General features: G+C 64.1%; 1 protein-coding gene. It reads right to left on the bottom strand.

The window, feature by feature from the left end; translation table 11 throughout:
• Positions 1 to 248 (bottom strand): transposase (locus tag LG396_RS39030; RefSeq protein ID WP_225798348.1); only part of this gene is annotated, 248 nt, incomplete at both ends.

The following is a 248-nucleotide window of genomic DNA, read 5'->3' as shown; positions in this document are numbered from 1 at the left end:
GTCGGCGGTCTTGGTCCAGACGAACGGTCTGGGGTGCTGGTTCCAGTCGGCGAGCCAGGATCGGATGTCGCGTTCGAGGGCTTGGACGGAGTGGTGGACGCCGCGCTTGAGTTTCTTCTGGGTCAGCTCGGCGAACCACCGCTCGACCAGGTTCAGCCAGGAAGCGCTGGTTGGGGTGAAGTGCAGGTGGAACCTGGGGTGGGCCAGCAGCCACCGTTTGATGTCGGGCGTCTTGTGGGTTGCGTAGT

The organism is Streptomyces aculeolatus (assembly GCF_020400605.1).
GTDB classification, from domain to species: domain Bacteria; phylum Actinomycetota; class Actinomycetes; order Streptomycetales; family Streptomycetaceae; genus Streptomyces; species Streptomyces aculeolatus.
The sequence above is the reverse complement of the archived record's forward strand: the minus strand, read 5'-3'. Positions and strand labels throughout refer to the sequence as shown.